Genomic DNA, 15,516 nt, shown 5'->3' with positions numbered 1-15,516 from the left:
GGCTGACGGTGTTGGTGGGGCCGGGGCCAAGAGCGTCGGTGCCGGTTCCGAGACGGCCGGCACCGGGGAAGACGGGGCTGGGGAGGCTGACGGGCGGACCGTGGCCTTCCGGGCGCCGGGTTCCAGGGCGACTGACGGCAGCGCTGCTCGTGGCGGTTCCGCCCCTGGTGGCACTGCCTCCCGTGGTTCTGTCCCCGGTGGTTCTGTCCCCGGTGGTTCTGTCCCTGGCGGTTCTGGCCCCGGTGGTTCTGTTCCCGCTGGGGCTGGTCGTGGCGGTTCCGGTGGTGCTGCTGGGGTTGGGGTTTTGGAGGCTGAGGCCGCCGGGCCCGCTGGTGGGGTTGTGCGGGACGGGGGCGGAGGTGGGCAGAAGGGCCGGGTCGCCGGGGGGCGGGTCGGGGCGCTGATCGCCAGTGCGCCCAAGTGGTTGCCCGTGGTCCTCGTGCTGGAGGGCCTGCTCATGTACATTCTCGCCCTGCGCGTGGCCCCGGGCCCGCTGCGGGGTGTGGACCCGGCGAACATCAACGGCCTGGGCCTGATCTCGGCGCTGCCGGTGACGGCGTTCATCGCCATCCTGATCATGATCGTGTCGTTCTTCGTCACGGTCGCCCAGAGCACCGACCGCAAGTTCCTGTTGCTGTTCCAGATCGCCGCCATCACGTTCGCCCTGCACGGCGCGGGCGCGCTGGTGGCGTCCGAGCCGCGTTTCCCCACGGCGTACATTCATGCCGGTTTCGTGGAGTTCATCTCCAGGACGGGTGAGACGGCGATCAGCATCGACGCCCGTATGGGGTGGCCGGGCTTCTTCGCGTTGTTCGCGTTCGTGACCAAGGCCGCCGGCATCACCGACATGACGACGATCCTGCAGTGGACGCCGCTCCTGTCGAACCTGCTCTACCTGTTGCCGTTCGTCCTGATCCTGCGTCAGGTGGTGGCGACGACCAAGGCCCGCTGGTTCGCGGCGCTGCTGTTCATCCTCGTGCAGTGGATCGGGCAGGACTACTTCTCGCCGCAGGGCTTCACGTTCGCGCTGTATCTGGCGTTCGTGGCGATCCTGCTGCGCTGGTTCGGACGGGTGGAGCCGCGTACGAAGCCGGTCCCGCCCAAGGGGCTGCGCAAGCTGCTCGGCAAGCTCGACGCGATGACGCCCGGCGAACTGGCGAACACCGGTACGTACCGGGCCGACAAGCTGCTGATGTTGTTGATGTTGCTGGCGCTGTTCCTCGCGTCGGTGGCCTCGCACCAGATCACGCCGTTCATGATGATGGGCGTCGTCACCGCGTTCCTGATCTTCAAGCGGACCTCGCTGACGTGGGCGCTGCCGTTCTTCCTCGGGCTTGTGACGCTGGCCTGGATCAGCTACATGACGGTGGGATTCTGGGCGGGCCAGATCGACGCGATCTTCGGCGGGCTGGGCAGGATCCTGCAGAACCTCGGCAGCGCCACCTCCGACCGCGTCGAGGGCAGCGACCCGGCGCACGCGCTCGTGTTGCAGGCGCGGCTCGGCATCCTCGTCGTCATCCTCTCGCTGGCGGCGGCCGGGCTGCTCAGGCGGTTGCGGCGCGGGGTGTTCGACCGGGCCGCGCTGATCCTGCTGTGCGTACCGGTGCTGGCGCTGGGGCTGCAGAGCTACGGCGGCGAGATCGGCCTGCGCATCTACATGTTCGCGCTGCCGGGCTCCTGCCTGCTGGCCGCGTTCGCGTTCTTCCCGAACCTGCCGGCCGACAGCGCCGACGTACGCGAGGAGACCGTGCCGCTGCGCAAGCGGAACGTGCGCTTCAACCCCGAGCTGACCAGGAAGATCTCGGTCGTGCTCGCGGCCTGCTTCGCGGTCCTGTTCGCCTTCGCGTTCCTGCTGGCCCGGTACGGCAACGAGAAGTTCGAACGGGTCACCACGGGCGAGGTCGCCGCCCTGCACTACGTCTACGACCACGACAAGCCGAGCGCCAAGGTGCTCTACCTGGTGCCCAAGGAGGGCCCGGAGGTCACGCCGACCCTGCCGTGGGGCGAACGGGACGTCGAACTGGTCAACTTCGGCGTACAGGCGCTGGTGCACAAGGATCCGACGCAGATCGCCGACGCGGTGCGGAAGCTGAAGGAGCAGCCGCGCAACTCGTACCTGATGGTGAGCCGGGGACAGGTCAGCTACCTGCAGCTCAACGAGGGCTTCTCGGAGGACTGGGGGACCAGGTTCAGGGCGGCGCTGGACGCCTCGCCCGACCTGAAGAAGGTCTTCTCCAACGAGGACGCGGCGCTCTACACGTGGAAGAAGTTCGTGAAGGGGACGGAGATCCCCGATCCCAACCCGTACAAGGGGCGTGGCGACCCCACCTCGCCGTGGACGCCCGTGGGCATCGGGGCGCTGGTCGTGACCTGGGTGGCACTGTTCGGCTACGAGGTCATCCGGCTGAACGGGCCCAACCGGGCCAAACGGGCGCGTCGTGGGCTGGTGTTCCTGGCCGTCCCGGCGTTCGCGATCTCCCTAGCAGTGATCATCGAGAGATTCATCCACATCGCATCAAATAACTGAATTCACAGGAAACGCTAAGGTTTTGCGGGATGATATACGCCTGATGAGGACACAGGAGACACATCCCGCTATGCCCGACGCACGACTCGCGGCTGCGAGGATCGCTTCTGTAGACGCCCTGCGCGGATTCTCCCTGCTGGGGATCCTCGTCGTGAACATCGCCTTCCTGGCCTCCGGCTACCGGATGGCCGGGATGGCGGAGCCCGGCTTCGACTCCTCGCTCGACTGGGTCGTGCGCTGGCTCGTGACCCTGTTCATGGAGAACAAGTTCTACCTGCTGTTCTCCTTCCTGTTCGGCTACAGCTTCACGCTCCAGCTCGACTCGGCCGTACGGCAGGGGCGGGCGTTCGTACCGATGTTCCTGCGCCGCCTGGCCGGGCTGCTGCTGATCGGCCTGGCCCACGCGGTGTTGTTGTTCCCCGGCGACATCCTGACGACGTACGCCTTCGTCGGGATCGCGCTGCTGGTGCTGCGCAGGATCGGCCCGAAGACCGCGGTCGTGCTGGCCGTGCTGCTGACCCTGATGCTGGCGCTCGGCTTCCTGCTGCTGGCCCTGCTGGCCATGGTCGGCCTGGACACGTCCGGCACGGTCGCCGAGGGCACCGCCGAGGCCGCCAGGTCCGACACCGCGCTCGGCGGGATGTTCTGGCAGATCATCTCCGAGCACATGCGCAAGCTGTCCCTGATCGTCCTGCTGCGGGTGTTGTTCCAGGGGCCGGCGGTGCTGGCCGCGTGCCTGATCGGGCTGGCGGTCGGCAAACTGGGCGCGCTGCGGAACCTGTCGGCCCACACGGTGGCGCTGCGCCGGCTCCAGTGGATCGGGTTCACGGTCGGGCTGGCCGGCGCCTTTGTCTACACGCAGTCTGCCTGGAACCACACCGTGAACAAGTTCCTGGGCGAGGCCGTGGACCTGGTGACCGCGCCGCTGCTGGCCGCCGCGTACGCGGCCACGTTCCTGCGGGTGCTGCCGTACCTGCCGCGGGTGGGCCGGGCCTTGGCCGCCCCGGGGCGCATGGCCCTGTCCAACTACCTGGGCCAGTCGCTGATCTGCTCCCTGATCTTCACCGGTTACGGTCTCGCCCTCGTGGACCAGGTGAGCCCCGGCGCCGAGGTGCTGATCGCGCTGGGCATCTTCGCCGTCCAGGTGCTCTACAGCCATTGGTGGCTCAAGGGCCACCGGTACGGCCCGGTGGAGTGGGTGCTGCGCTTCCTCACGTACTGGCGCAGGCCCACGGGCGAACGGCACCGGGACCGCAACTCCACGCAGGCCGCCTGAGAGCCGCCCGGCCCGAGGGGCCGTAGGGCGTCGTCAGCCTCCGGACGCCCCCAGGCGGCGCCGGGCCGCACGGAGCATGGACCGGACGACGATCGGGTGCATGAACCGTACCGGCCAGAAGTAGAGCCGGCCGCGCAGGCCCTTCAGCCGGACCGTGGTCGTGACCCGCACCAGCCGGGCCTCGGGATCGACCGCCACCCCGCAGCGGAAGTCGAGATGCCGGTCGTCGGCCACGATCAGCGCCTCCTCCCCCTCGACCCGGGCGACCTGGAAGACGTCGCGCGGCGCGCGCGGGATCCCGATCAGCGGGACGATCATCTGGCGCAGCCCCATGGCGGCGGCGATCCAGAGGGGCAGGGACCGGATCGAGAAGACGGCCTTCGCCCAGGCCTGCGGATCGGTGGTCGCCCGGGGCGGCAGCACGCCGATGATCACGTCGGCGTAGTCGGGTGCGGGGATGTCCTCCAGCGCGGACGACCAGTAGACGGGTGTTCTCATGACGCCTCCATACGGTGCCGTATGGCGAGGACTATACGGTACCGTATGGCGGGTGGCGCAAGGGGGCCGGATCACGGCGGACAAGTGGGTGGAGGCCGCGTACGCGCGCTTCACCAGGACCGGGCTGGACTCGGTGCGGGTCGAGGCCGTCGCGCGCGACCTCGGCGCCACCAAGGGTTCCTTCTACTGGCACCACGCCGACCGCGGCGCGCTCGTACGCGCGGTGATGGAACGCTGGGAGGCCGAGGAGACCGAGCACATCATCGCGGCCGCCTCCGCCGAGGCCGAGCCGCGGGCCCGGCTGCGCGCCCTGTTCACCACGGTCGCGGCCCGCGCCGGGCGGCGCGGCGGCGAGAGCCGCCTCTACCTCGACGCCGAACGCGAGGGCGTCACCGACATCGTCACCCGGGTCACCCGCCGCCGCGTCGACTTCGTCGCCGGGCTGCTGGCGGAGCTGGGCTTCGGCGCGGAGGAGGCCGAACGCCGCGCGCTGCTCGCGCTGGCGGTCGTGCTCGGCCTTCAGCAACTCGAACGCGGCACGAGACCCCACATCCCGCTCGACCACGCCCTCCTCACCGAGACCGCCTTCACGATGGCCGTCACCCCGCCACCCGCCCGGGACCGGTGAGTGCCGGTCACCCCTCCGCCCGCCCGGCCCGATGAGAGCCGTTCACTCCTCCGGGCCGTTGTGCTGGAGTTCCAGGAAGTCCTGGTCGCAGCTCAGCCGGTAGCCCTCCGGCGTGCGGAAGTGCTCGTCGAGGTAGGCGGCGACCTCTTCCAAGACGGGCGGCGCCTGCGGCAACGGGATCACGTTGAGCATGAACTGCGCGATGGCCAGGGCGGTGTCCAGGTCGGGCATCGTGATGAAGGCCGGGTCGGTGCTGATGCCCACCTCCCACTCCGCGCCGGCGGTGGCCGCGAAGGCGCGTCCGAGGGCGTCCAGGTCGTAGCGGTGGCCGGTGAACCGGCGCAGCAGGCGCATGCAGTCGCTGTCCGGGTTCTGCAGGACGACCACGGTGAAGCCGCCCTCGGCGGTCCAGGACGCCAACCGCTGGAGCTGCGACAACCAGGACGGCTGGGGCAGGTAGTACAGGACGTGCGCGCACAACACGAGGTCGGCCAGGACGCCCGGCTCGGCGACGGCGATGTCCTCACCGAGGACGGTGGCCTCGGGGCACCTGCGGGCCAGCTCCGTCCGCATGTGCTCGTTGGGCTCGATCGCGATCGTACGGTCGAACATGGGGGCCAGCCAGGCGGTGGTCTCGCCCGTCCCGGCGCCGGCGTCGATCAGGGCGCGGTGGCGGGGCAGCCGGCCCACCACCCGGGCCAGCTCCTCGCGGGCCCGGATCTTCTGGTCGGTGTGGGCCAGGAAGGTGCTGAAGGCGGCGTCGTAGGCCGCGCTCATCGGGTCGATGATGTGCACGATGGGCGGCTCGCTGTTGTGGTCGGTCATCACAGCCCCTGACATCACAAGTCGGCTACTTTCAGCTTATGGATGACCACTGTACGTTCTCGGGGTGTCCGGATCGGTGAGGTGGTGGACCGTGCCGGGCGGCGACCGGCTGTACCCCGGTTCGCGGTTCGCGTCAGGGAGTCAGGTGTCGAGCAGTCGCCAGGAGGTGAGGGCGAGCCTGGCGCGGACCAGGCCGGTGGGGTCGGTGAGGTCGATGCCGAGGCTCCTGCCGAGTTGTTCGACGCGCCGGGCGACGCTGCTGTGGTGCAGGTGCAGCAGGTCGGCGGCGCGGCGCAGGGAGCCGGTGGCGCAGTAGGCGTCGAGGGTCTCCAGGTCGTCCGGATCGGCGGCCAGGCGGGTGACCGCGGCCACGTCGGCGTTGCCCCGCGCGACGTCCTGGGGCACCTCGGCCAGCAGCGCCAGCGCGCCCAGGTCGTCGTGGTGGACGACCGGCCGGCGGGCGGTGGTGAAACGCAGGGCCGTACGGGCTTCCTGCCAGCCCCGTACGGGATGCCCGGCGGCGCCGATGCCCGCGCGTACGCCCGCCGGGAACCGGGCCGGATCGACGGCGGTGGCCAGCACGACGCCCACGTCCGCGAGCGGCGCCGCCTTCACCGGCCTGGACGGGCAGATCAGCCCGGCGACCCGGTCCAGCGGCAACTCCGAGCGGACGGCGACGACCCGTACCGGTGCGTCGGCGGCGAACCCCAGCAGCCGCAGCGCGCGGGCCGTGGCCGCCTCGTCGCCGTCGGCGCTGATCACCAGCTCGACGAGGGCGGGGTCGGCCATGGTGGTGCGGGCGGGGCCGTACCGCTCGACGACCGCCGCGGCGGCGATGGCGAGCCGGTCCAGCAGCAGTTCGTCGAGCGGGACGGGCGGTCCGGGCCGCTCCAGCCACACCGCGCCGATCTCCTCCTCGTCGAGCGTGATCGCCGTCGTGACGTACGCGACCCGCCCCGCCGCGTCCGCGACGTCCGTGCCGTCCGTGGCGTCAGCAGGGGGCGCTGTAGGCGTTGTGGGCACGGCGGACGTGGTGGGCGCCTCGCGGCCGTCGGGGCCGACGCGGATGACCTGGCCCGTGCCGTGGAGCCGGATCCCGGCCACGCACTCGGCCAGGACCGCCGAGGCCCGGGCGAGCGCCGGGAGGTCCACCCGGCGGCGCATCAGCGTGTCGTAGAACATGACGACCCGGACCGCTCCCCCGGCCTCCGGATCGAGGTGCGACAACCGTTGGGCCAGTGCCTCCATGCCCAGGAGGATAGGCGACGATCGGCGCGCCATCCATGGCAGGTGCGCGACGGGTGGCGGATGATCCTCAGGGCGCTGATCGGGATGATGGCTCGTATGGATCTGGACAAGGGTGTCGTTCCGATCGATCTTTTCGCGTCCTCCGTGCACCTCCGGCGGGACGGCGAGATCCACACCGCGCGCCGTACCGCAGCCCCCGAGCCGGACGGGTGGCGGCTGACGGCCTTCCACGCGAAGACCGCCGCCGACGTGCACGCCGATCAGTGGGAGGTGCATCCCGAGGCCGAGGAGATCGTGTCCTGCCTCATCGGGAAGATCCGCCTGTATCTGCGGCCGGAGCGGGAGGGAGAGGGGGAGGAGGAGATCCGGTTGACGGCGGGGACGGCGGTCGTGGTGCCACGGGGGCGGTGGCATCGGATCGAGCTGGACATCCCGAGCAACATCATGGTCGTCACGGTGCCGGACGGCGGGCGACTGGAGGCTCGGGTGTGAGGTCGGGGGGTGTTGGGTGTGCTCGCCGTACGACCGAAGCCCACTGCAAGCGAGCGGTACGGGCGAGTGACCGTAGAGGCGGTGGCCGATTGGGCGTCGGGCAGCGCACCGGAGACGACCGGCTGGTGGCTCTTCCCGTCAACGACCTCACAACAGACCCACCCGGTGGCCGGTCAACAGAGCGGCAACCATCGGCGTCGTCAGGCGCCGCCCCGGCCGGACCACTTGATCTCGTACGCCCCCAACGTCACCGTCCTGCCGTCCACCGTCGCCGTGACCTCCCGGTCCGACGTGTTCACCATGACGACCTGTTGCTCCTGCGCCAGCACCTTCACCTTGGGATCCGACGACGTCACCGCCCCGTCGAGCCGCGCCCCCGCCGGGAACCACCGGGTGAACCCGCTCAGCAGCCCCGCCATCGGCATCTCGTCCCCCCGCCCCGGCGCCCACAGGCAGCCGGGACACTCACCGGTCCCCTTCACCTGCGGGTTCCAGTACAGGGCGGTGGTGACGCCGCTCCTGGCGAACTCGATCATCGCCGCCGCCTGCACCGCCGTCCGCCGCTCCTCGCTCCAGCCGGAGTTCTCCGGCTCGACGTACCACTCGGCCCACCACACGGGCAGGTCGCCGCTCTTCTGCCGCAGCCACGTCGTGATCGCGCTGAACTTGCCGAGCGCGGCGAAGTCGTCGGGAACGTTCCCCTTGTCGTTCGTCATCGAGGCGCCGTCGACGACGATGAAGTCCGCGCCCTTCTTGTGCTGGATCCAGTACTCGATCGCGTCGAGCGCCCGCTGGTCGACGGTCCCCCACGGGCCCTTCAGGTCGGAGAGGCCGCCGCCCGAGCCGCTCTCGATCGGCATGTACGGCCCGCCCACCTTGATCTGCGGATCCACCTTCTTCAACGCCGTGTAGACCTTGTTGTAGAGCTGCGTGTACCCCTCGGCGTCCCACCGGTTGGTCGAGGGGTCCCAGAAGCCCTTGAACTCGTTCCACACCATGTAGTACTTGACGGTCGGGTACTGCCTGGCCACCCGCGCGGCGAGTTTGGCGTAGTCGTCGAAATGCTCGGGTTCGGGGGCGACGGTGTGGTTCTTGCTCCAGTCGGTACGTCCGGGCTGCCCGCCCTTCATCCAGTCGGGCGCGCAGCACAGCGTGATCACCGGCACCGCCCGCGAGGACGCCATGAACGTCAGCCGCCGGTCGAGGTCGCGGAAGCTGAACTGGCCGGGGCTCGGCTCGGGGTTGCCCACGCCCCAGCCCATGATGTGCTGGTTCTGCAGCATGGGGACCCGTCCGAGCATGCCCCTGGCCTGGTCGACGACCTGCCGCGGCTCGGTCTCGGTGCTGTACTGGGTGTGCGTGACGCCCCACCGGGGCCAGTCCTGGAGCACGGGCGGCTGGTCGAGCTGGGGCGGCGCCTGCGAGGGCCCGACGTCGGCGACCTCGCCGCCCTTGAACCCCTGGCGCGAGTTCGACCGCATGCCCGCGTAGATCATGATGCCGACGACGAGCAGGACCGCGAGGAGGCCCGCCCCAAGGGCGATCGGCCAGGTCGGCCGTCTGCGCGCGTGTTTGCCCTCGCTCGGAATCACGGGAACGCTCCTTACCATCACGCAACGTACAAGGGCCAGGCAGTGCCCTGCCCTTATGACGGTAATCGTCCCGCTTGCGAAAGACTTGCCATCAATCAGAAGCGGGTGGCCGCTGACCGCCCGCGGGCCCGGGAACCCCGGTGTAACGGTACGGCACCGGCTGCCTACCCGGCTGCACGACGAGCAGGGTGCCCGGCGTCTCGGCGTAGAAGGCGGTCTCGACGGCGGCGGCGACGTCCTCGGCCGTGAGCAGCGGGAATCCGGCGTTCACGAACATCTCCCGCGCTGCGGCCACCAGCGGCGTGTCGGTGAATCCCGGGCACACCGCGTTGATCCGGATGTTGCGCTGGGCGAGCGGCTCGGCCAGCGCTCTGACCAGGCCGACGACGGCGTGCTTGGTCATGGTGTAGATCGGGTCGCCGGCGAAGGCCACCAGCCCGGCCAGCGAGGACGTGGCCACGATCGCGCCGCCGCCCGACCTGATCAGCAGCGGGACGCTGGCGCGTACGCCGAAGACCACGCCGTCCACGTTCACGCCGACGATCGCGCGGTAGCGCTCCAGGTCGAAGTCCGCGAGGTCGACGCCGCCCGAGATGCCGGCGTTGAGGTGCACCAGGTCGAGGCGGCCGTACCGCTGCTCGGCCAGCGCGACGGCCTCCAGAGAGGCTTCCTCCTCGCTGACGTCGGCGGCCAGCCACGCGCCCTCGACCTCCTTGGCCAGCCGTTCGACGCCTTCGCCGTCACGGTCGACGAGGACGCACCTGACACCGCCCGACGACAGCCGCCGGGCCACCGCGGCGCCGATGCCGCTCGCCGCTCCGGTGATCAGTGCAACTGTGCTCATGGCGCTCCTTGAGGGGGGTCAGGGCTGGTCGAGCATGCGATGGGCGCGGGAGATCAGCGTCGGCACGGCCGCGCCGATGCGGTCGAACCCCTCCCCCACGGTCTTACCCTGCTTGAACCGGGCGTGGATACCCTCCACGATGACCGCGAGCTTGAAGTTGCCGAAGGCCACATAGAACCCGAGGTCCGAAATATCGCGTCCCGACACCTTGGTGTAGTGGTTGGCGAACTCGGCGGCGTTCATGAAACCCGGCGCCGCCGTCACGTCCCCCGCCACCGGGATGCGGGCCCGCTCGTCGTCCCCGCGATCATGCCAGTACGTCAGCGTCAGCCCCAGGTCGGCCACCGGGTCCCCGAGCGTGGACATCTCCCAGTCGACCACCGCCATGATCTCGATCTCGCCCGGCGGCGGCGTCGATCGCACCAGCGTGTTGTCGAGCCGGTAGTCGCCGTGCACCAGCGTGCTGTCGGAGTGGGCGGGCAGCCGCTCGCGCAACCGCCGTACGAGACTGTCGTAGTCGGGCAGGTCGGCGGTCTTCGACCGCTCCCACTGCTGGCACCAGCGGTCGAGCTGCCGGGCCAGGTACCCCTCGGGCCGGCCGAAGTCGCCGAGCCCCACCTCGCGGTAGTCCACGGCGTGGATGGCGGCCAGCACCTCGGCCAGCCGCTCCGACAACCGCCGTGCCTGGGCCGGCGTCGGCTCGCCCAGCCGGGCCAGTTCGGCCCTGGTCTGCACGGCGGCGCCCGGCACGTACCCCATGACGTAGAACGGCGCCCCGACCACCTCTTCGTCGGCGCAGAAGGCGACGGGCTCGGGCACCGGGACGGGCGTCGGCGCGAGCGCGGAGATGACCCGCCACTCCCGGCGCATGTCGTGGGCCGTGGGCAGCACGTGACCGAGCGGCGGCCTGCGCAGCACCAGCCGGCGCTCGCGCGCCTCCACCAGATAGGTCAGGTTCGACCTGCCCCCGGAGATCAGCGAGACGGACAGCGGCTCCCCGGCGTCCGGCACGTTCCTGCCCAGCCACGCGACCAGTCGAGGCCAGTCGATCCCTGGTACGGTCATGGACACACATTAGAACGCCACTCGGTCCTGAAAACCAGCTGAGAGTTGGATAACGGTACGCTCGGCATATGCCAGGCACGGACTCCCATCCTTTAACCTGGCCATACACCTCTGACCTCATGCTGGTCGGATCGTGGTAAGCCGACAGTAGGAGCCCATGCGCGTCACCGTTACCCACCCTCGCGAACTGGGACAGCCCGAACTCAGCCGATGGCGCGCCCTCCAGGAGTCCGACGCCGCCTTCGACAACCCGTTCCTGTCCCCGGAATTCACTGTCACGGTGGGTGAGCTCCGCGACCTGGTCCGGGTCGCGGTCCTCTACGACGGTCCGGACATCGTCGGCTTCTTCCCCTTCGAACGCCATCCGCTGGGCATCGGCAAACCGGTCGCGGCCGGGCTCACCGACGCGCAGGGCCTGGTCCACGCCAAGGGCCTCGACCTCGACCCGCGCCGGCTGATCAAGGACTGCGGGCTGTCGGTCTACGAGTTCGACCACCTGGTGGCGGGCCAGCCGCTGCTCGGCGACGGGCGGCACACCGTGCACCCGTCGCCGATCATCGACCTGCGCGACGGCTACGGCCCCTACACCGAGACGCTCAGGACCCACTCCGGCAAGACGTACAAGACGACGCTGGCCAAGTCGCGCAAGCTGCAACGCGAGGCGGGCCCGCTGCGCCACGACTACGCGACCACCGACACCGGGCCGCTGCACACGCTGCTCGGCTGGAAGACCGACCAGTACCGGCGCACCGGCCGTACCGACCGCTTCGCCCACCGGTGGATCGTCGAGCTGGTCGAGCGGCTGCTCGCCACGCAGTCCGACAGCTTCGCCGGCGTGCTCGACATGGTCTACGTCGACGACGTGCCGATGGCCGGCCACTTCGGGGTGCGCACGCGTACGACGCTGGCCGGCTGGTTCCCGGCCTACGACACGCAGTACGCCAAGTTCTCCCCCGGGCTCATCCACCACCTGGCGATGGCCGAGTCGGCCGCCGCGTCGGGCGTCCAGGTGATCGACATGGGCCGGGGCGAGAAGGAGTACAAGGACAAGCTCAAGAACGGCCAGCTCGAAGTGGCCGAAGGGCGGGTGGCCAGGGCCGGCGTGGCGGCCGGGGTCCACTGGATGATGCGGGTGCCGGTGCGCAAGACGCGCGCCACGGTGATGGCCAACCCGCTGCTGCTCAAGACCGCGGACAAGGCGTTGAAAACCTACGGGCGACTGCGTACCGTCCTACAAGGGTGAGACTCATCGCGGAGCGCACCGGGCGACACTGCCTGCGGCTCCCCTCCAACCGCCTCGGCCTCTACCTCGCGCTGCGCCATTGGTGCGTGCCGGGTCAGCGGCTGCTCATGTCGCCGATCTCGGCCGACGAGATCCTCTTCCTCGTGCTGGCGGCCGGCCTGCGCCCGGTGATCGCGCCGCTGTCCCCGCGCGACGGCAACATCGACGTCTCCCGCACGGACCTGTCCACGGTGGACGCCGTCCTGACCACCAACCTGTACGGCCTGCCCGACCAGGTCTCCGCCTTCGCGGGAAAGATCCTGATCGAGGACGTGGCGCACGCCCTGGAGAGCTCGGCCGGGGGACGTCCGCTGGGCACGTTCGGGCAGGCGGGGGTCTTCAGCCTGTCCAAACATCCGGGCGCGGGCTCGGGGGGCGTGCTGGCCGTGGCGGACCGCGCCGACCTCCAGGCGCTCGAACACGCCCGCGACGAGCTGCTCGTCCCCGGCGGGCTCCGCGCCGACCTGGTCAGCGTCGCCACCTCCATGGCCCGCCAGGCCGCGCTGAGGCTCGATCTCGTACGTCCCGCGCTCGCGCTCATGCGCGCCCTCGGCATGCAGGAGGAGCGGGAGGGCTACCGCATCGCCCTGGAGGCCGACGCCCTGGAGCTGGCGCTCAAGCAGGTGCCCGCGCTGCCGCCGTTCGACCCGTGGGTACGCGCCGACCTGGCCGCCTACCGCGCCCGCCGGGGCCGTCTGGTCCGGTGGTACCAGTCCAGGCGGCTGGCCAAGGTGCCCGGCGAGCGCGCCCGGCGGCTGGCCGGGGTCGCGCGGCTGGCCGAGCTGCCCACGGTGGCCCCGGCCGTGCCGGACAACCTGGACCAGCCGCTGTTCCGCGTCCCGCTGCTGGTACGCGACAGGGACGCGGCCATCGCCGAGCTGGAGCGCCGCGGTGTGGCCACCGGCTACCTCTACGACCCGCCGTACGACGACTACGCCCCCGGGTTCACCGACGCCTCGCCCGACCCCGGCCCGGCGCGCTGGTGGGCACGGCACGTGCTCCCGGTCGACCCGGTGTACGCGGCCCGCTCCCTGCCCGTGCTGCGCGGCCTCGAACCGCCTACGCGGGGTCCGCGCGAACCAGCCGAAGGAACGCCCGCAGGCCGGTGATGACCTCCTGGTTGTCGTTCAGGCCGTCCACGGTCTCCTCGAAGCGGCGGGCCATGAGGGTGAGGCGCCGGCTCAGGTCGTGGTCGGCACGTTCCAGTCCGGCCCTGGCGGCCGCGAGCTCGGTGCCGACCTCCTCGACCTCCCGCGTGAGCCGTTCGGAGGCGGCGGTCAGCGCCTCGACCTGGTCGCGCAGCGCGATCACGTCGAGGCGCGGGTAGCGGGCCTCGCGCCCCAGCGTCCTGACCCGCTCGCGCAGGTGGGCGACGTACGCCCCGGCCGGCCGGAACGCGGTGGCCAGCAGGTAGAACCCGGCGAAGTAGTAGCCGACGTCCCGCCCCGAGAAGAACGTGACCACCGCGACCACGACGGCCGACACCACGTGCCCGGCGACCGCGAGGACGAGCATGCGGCGGGCGATCGTCCTGGCCTCCTCCTCGCGGCCGGCCGGGACCTCGATGCCGGACTCGCGGGAGACCGCGATCTCGTGCACGACCTGCCGGGCGGCGAAGGACAGGTTCCACGGGAAGGTCAGCAGGACGACCAGCCAGACCAGGCAGACCGCACCGAGGCCCAGCGACAGCAGCGTGGACAGGGGCACGCCCGCGTAGAGGACGAGCCACGCGGTGAGCGCCGTGGCGAGCAGCGAGACCAGCAGGAACCAGGATTTCATGCCCGCCACCCTGCCGACGGCGGGGCCGGGGCCGCCAGCGCTCAAGTACTCAATCCGGCCTGAGCATCCCGGATCAGCTCGGCCAGTACCGCGCAGCCGCGCCGGACGTCCCGCAGCGAGGCCGAGCCGTAGCCGAGGACCAGGCCGTGCAGGCGGGCGCGGTCGTGGTGGTGGCGGTCGGCCGGGTCGAGCAGCACGCCGCGTTCCCTGGCCCGTTCCACGACCCCCTGGACGGCGCCCGCCGGCAGCTCGGCCACGACGTGCAGGCCGGCGGTGTCGCCGCGCAGGCGGCAGACCGGGCCGAGGAGCTCCACGACGACGGCGCGGCGGCGGGCGTACTCCAGGCGCATCCGGCGCAGGTGGCGGTCGAGGTCACCGCTTTCCAGGAGAGTGGCGACGGCCTGCTGGACCGGTCCGCTGGTGCGGTCGGAGACCGCGGCGCGCAGGGCGGCGATCCTGGCGACCAGGTCGGGCGTGCCGACCAGCCAGCCGACGCCGACGTCGGGGGCGAGGATCTTGGACAGCGAGCCGAGGAGCACGACGCGGGTGGGGTCGAGGCCGTAGAGGGCGGGCAGGGGGGCGACGTCGTAGCGGAACTCGGCGTCGTAGTCGTCCTCGACGATCGTGGCGCCGGTGCTCCTGGCCCAGGCCAGCAGGCGTTCCCTGCGCGGGATGGGCAGCCGGCCGCCCAGCGGGTACTGGTGGGCCGGGGTGGTGTACAGGACGCGCAGGTCGCGCGGGAGGTCGTCGACGATCACGCCGTCCTCGTCGACCGGGCAGGGCACGACCTCGGCGCCCCTGGCCGCGAACACGGTGCGGGCCACGTGGTAGCCCGGGTCCTCGACGCCGGCCCGCCCGCCGCCCGCCAGCAGGGCCAGCGCGCACAGGTCGAGCCCGTTGCCGGTGCCCCTGGTGACCAGGACGTTCTCCGGGCCGACGGCCATGCCTCTGGCCCTGCGCAGGTGGTCGGCGAGCAGTTCGCGCAGGCGCGGCAGGCCGTGGAGGTCGGGCGAGTCGCCCGGCGGCAGCTCGCCCGCCTTGCGCCAGGCGCGCTTCCAGGCGGCCCGGTCGTAGTCGCGTACCCAGGGCTCGCCGGGGCGCAGGTCGATCCACTCGCCCGCGGGGCGGCGGGCGGGGGGCGGCGGTTCGTACGAACGCTCGCGGGGCGGGACGTGCGACTCCATGGCCGCCACGAACGTGCCCGACCCGTGCCGTCCCTCCAGCCAGCCTTCGGCGTAGAGCTGCTGGTACGCCTCGGTCACCACCGTCCTGCTCACGGAGAGCTGGTCCGCCAGCGCCCGCGTGGACGGCAGCCGTTCGCCCGGGGCGAGCGCGCCGCCCATCATGGCCTGCCGCAGCCAGCCGGCGAGCTGGGTGGTGAGCGGCACGGCCGATTCGCGGGACAGGGATACCGGCAGGTCAATGTGGGTGCGCACGGAAGTGGTCTCTAGGAAGGGTCC

14 protein-coding genes are annotated in these 15,516 nt (G+C 71.1%); 6 read left to right on the top strand and 8 right to left on the bottom strand.

Annotated features, from left to right (window positions below):
* The first annotated feature begins 340 nt into the window (after positions 1-340).
* Positions 341-2,527, top strand: coding sequence for a hypothetical protein (locus tag IEZ27_RS09650; RefSeq protein WP_189646871.1), 2,187 nt, complete (start codon positions 341-343; stop codon positions 2,525-2,527).
* Positions 2,528-2,597: 70 nt separating this feature from the next.
* Positions 2,598-3,803, top strand: coding sequence for a DUF418 domain-containing protein (locus IEZ27_RS09645; RefSeq protein WP_229823776.1), 1,206 nt, complete (start codon positions 2,598-2,600; stop codon positions 3,801-3,803).
* Between the two features lie 33 nt (positions 3,804-3,836).
* On the opposite strand, the gene IEZ27_RS09640 is transcribed toward IEZ27_RS09645, so the two are convergent.
* On the bottom strand, positions 3,837-4,301 hold the full coding sequence (locus IEZ27_RS09640) for a DUF2867 domain-containing protein (protein WP_189646869.1): 465 nt from the start codon (positions 4,299-4,301) through the stop codon (positions 3,837-3,839).
* 52 nt (positions 4,302-4,353) lie between these two features.
* On the opposite strand from IEZ27_RS09640, the gene IEZ27_RS09635 reads away from it, so the two are divergent.
* On the top strand, positions 4,354-4,929 hold the full coding sequence (locus IEZ27_RS09635) for a TetR/AcrR family transcriptional regulator (protein WP_189646868.1): 576 nt from the start codon (positions 4,354-4,356) through the stop codon (positions 4,927-4,929).
* A 42-nt stretch (positions 4,930-4,971) separates the two neighbouring features.
* Here the strand turns inward: IEZ27_RS09635 and IEZ27_RS09630 are convergent, their stop codons facing one another.
* Positions 4,972-5,754: a class I SAM-dependent methyltransferase gene (locus IEZ27_RS09630; RefSeq protein WP_189646867.1), complete on the bottom strand. Its 783-nt coding sequence runs from the start codon at positions 5,752-5,754 to the stop codon at positions 4,972-4,974.
* Positions 5,755-5,895: 141 nt separating this feature from the next.
* Entirely contained in the window at positions 5,896-7,002 is a 1,107-nt protein-coding gene (locus tag IEZ27_RS09625) for a PucR family transcriptional regulator (protein WP_189646866.1), read from the bottom strand.
* A gap of 96 nt (positions 7,003-7,098) precedes the next feature.
* Between IEZ27_RS09625 and IEZ27_RS09620 the strand changes: the two genes are divergently transcribed.
* Entirely contained in the window at positions 7,099-7,494 is a 396-nt protein-coding gene (locus IEZ27_RS09620) for a cupin domain-containing protein (protein ID WP_189646865.1), read from the top strand.
* 200 nt (positions 7,495-7,694) lie between these two features.
* Here IEZ27_RS09620 and IEZ27_RS09615 read toward each other — a convergent pair whose 3' ends face one another.
* From IEZ27_RS09615 to IEZ27_RS09605, 3 genes are all read right to left on the bottom strand, one after another.
* A complete protein-coding gene (locus tag IEZ27_RS09615; RefSeq protein ID WP_229823774.1) occupies positions 7,695-9,086 on the bottom strand; it encodes a GH39 family glycosyl hydrolase in 1,392 nt (463 codons plus the stop codon).
* Positions 9,087-9,177: 91 nt separating this feature from the next.
* Complete coding sequence (locus IEZ27_RS09610) at positions 9,178-9,930, bottom strand: SDR family oxidoreductase (protein ID WP_125636970.1); 753 nt, start codon at positions 9,928-9,930, stop codon at positions 9,178-9,180.
* An 18-nt stretch (positions 9,931-9,948) separates the two neighbouring features.
* Positions 9,949-10,995 (bottom strand): phosphotransferase family protein, encoded by a 1,047-nt coding sequence (locus IEZ27_RS09605; protein WP_125636971.1) that lies wholly within the window; start codon positions 10,993-10,995, stop codon positions 9,949-9,951.
* 157 nt (positions 10,996-11,152) lie between these two features.
* On the opposite strand from IEZ27_RS09605, the gene IEZ27_RS09600 reads away from it, so the two are divergent.
* Both IEZ27_RS09600 and IEZ27_RS09595 read left to right on the top strand, forming a co-directional pair.
* A complete protein-coding gene (locus IEZ27_RS09600; RefSeq protein ID WP_189646863.1) occupies positions 11,153-12,238 on the top strand; it encodes a GNAT family N-acetyltransferase in 1,086 nt (361 codons plus the stop codon).
* Positions 12,235-13,386: a DegT/DnrJ/EryC1/StrS family aminotransferase gene (locus tag IEZ27_RS09595; protein WP_229823768.1), complete on the top strand. Its 1,152-nt coding sequence runs from the start codon at positions 12,235-12,237 to the stop codon at positions 13,384-13,386. The genes IEZ27_RS09600 and IEZ27_RS09595 overlap by 4 nt, the downstream gene beginning before the upstream one ends.
* Here the strand turns inward: IEZ27_RS09595 and IEZ27_RS09590 are convergent.
* Positions 13,337-14,056 (bottom strand): hypothetical protein, encoded by a 720-nt coding sequence (locus IEZ27_RS09590; RefSeq protein WP_189646862.1) that lies wholly within the window; start codon positions 14,054-14,056, stop codon positions 13,337-13,339. The two genes, IEZ27_RS09595 and IEZ27_RS09590, sit on opposite strands and share 50 nt — an antisense overlap.
* A gap of 41 nt (positions 14,057-14,097) precedes the next feature.
* The gene (gene pdxR, locus IEZ27_RS09585; protein WP_189646861.1) at positions 14,098-15,492 is read right to left on the bottom strand and encodes a MocR-like pyridoxine biosynthesis transcription factor PdxR; all 1,395 of its coding nucleotides are present in this window, start codon (positions 15,490-15,492) and stop codon (positions 14,098-14,100) included.
* Between the last annotated feature and the right edge of the window lie 24 nt (positions 15,493-15,516).

This window comes from Nonomuraea spiralis (genome assembly GCF_014648435.1).
Taxonomy (GTDB): Bacteria; Actinomycetota; Actinomycetes; order Streptosporangiales; family Streptosporangiaceae; genus Nonomuraea; species Nonomuraea spiralis.
This window is presented reverse-complemented; position numbering and strand designations above follow the sequence as displayed.

What these genes read in the sequence shown, in the direction of transcription:
- IEZ27_RS09645 (WP_229823776.1), top strand. Translation starts at nt 2,598, where the DNA reads ATGCCCGACGCACGACTCGCGGCTGCGAGGATCGCTTCTGTAGACGCC.
- IEZ27_RS09640 (WP_189646869.1), bottom strand. Translation starts at nt 4,301, where the DNA reads ATGAGAACACCCGTCTACTGGTCGTCCGCGCTGGAGGACATCCCCGCA.
- IEZ27_RS09630 (WP_189646867.1), bottom strand. Translation starts at nt 5,754, where the DNA reads ATGACCGACCACAACAGCGAGCCGCCCATCGTGCACATCATCGACCCG.
- IEZ27_RS09625 (WP_189646866.1), bottom strand. Translation starts at nt 7,002, where the DNA reads ATGGAGGCACTGGCCCAACGGTTGTCGCACCTCGATCCGGAGGCCGGG.
- IEZ27_RS09620 (WP_189646865.1), top strand. Translation starts at nt 7,099, where the DNA reads ATGGATCTGGACAAGGGTGTCGTTCCGATCGATCTTTTCGCGTCCTCC.
- IEZ27_RS09610 (WP_125636970.1), bottom strand. Translation starts at nt 9,930, where the DNA reads ATGAGCACAGTTGCACTGATCACCGGAGCGGCGAGCGGCATCGGCGCC.
- IEZ27_RS09605 (WP_125636971.1), bottom strand. Translation starts at nt 10,995, where the DNA reads ATGACCGTACCAGGGATCGACTGGCCTCGACTGGTCGCGTGGCTGGGC.
- IEZ27_RS09600 (WP_189646863.1), top strand. Translation starts at nt 11,153, where the DNA reads ATGCGCGTCACCGTTACCCACCCTCGCGAACTGGGACAGCCCGAACTC.
- IEZ27_RS09590 (WP_189646862.1), bottom strand. Translation starts at nt 14,056, where the DNA reads ATGAAATCCTGGTTCCTGCTGGTCTCGCTGCTCGCCACGGCGCTCACC.